The sequence below is a fragment of the Serratia sp. TSO36 genome, from assembly GCF_057808395.1.
Genome location: NZ_JBJZOU010000064.1, coordinates 1 through 255, shown reverse-complemented (window position 1 = coordinate 255; position 255 = coordinate 1). Strand labels below are relative to the sequence as shown.

Annotated in this window: 1 pseudogene; it reads left to right on the top strand. The window is 58.8% G+C overall.

Going from position 1 to position 255, the window contains the following annotated elements:
- Positions 1-83 precede the first annotated feature (83 nt).
- Positions 84-255: pseudogene (locus ACK3CV_RS25460) on the top strand (intermembrane transport protein PqiB); the annotation flags it as partial.

The window sequence follows — 255 nt, the reverse complement described above, 5'->3', positions numbered from 1 at the left end:
CCTCACCATGTTCGCCGCCATGACATTTGATCCCCGGCTGACCTGGGATCGCGCAAGTGAAACAATCAACAAGGAGCCGCAAGGTGACGGAAAATAATCATAGCGTCGCGGACGTCGAGAAGATCAAGCGCTGGTCGCCGGTGTGGATCATTCCCATCGTGACCGCGCTGATCGGCGCCTGGATCCTGTTTTACCACTTCAGCCATCAGGGGCCGGTAGTGACGCTGGTCACCACGACGGCGGAAGGGCTGGAAG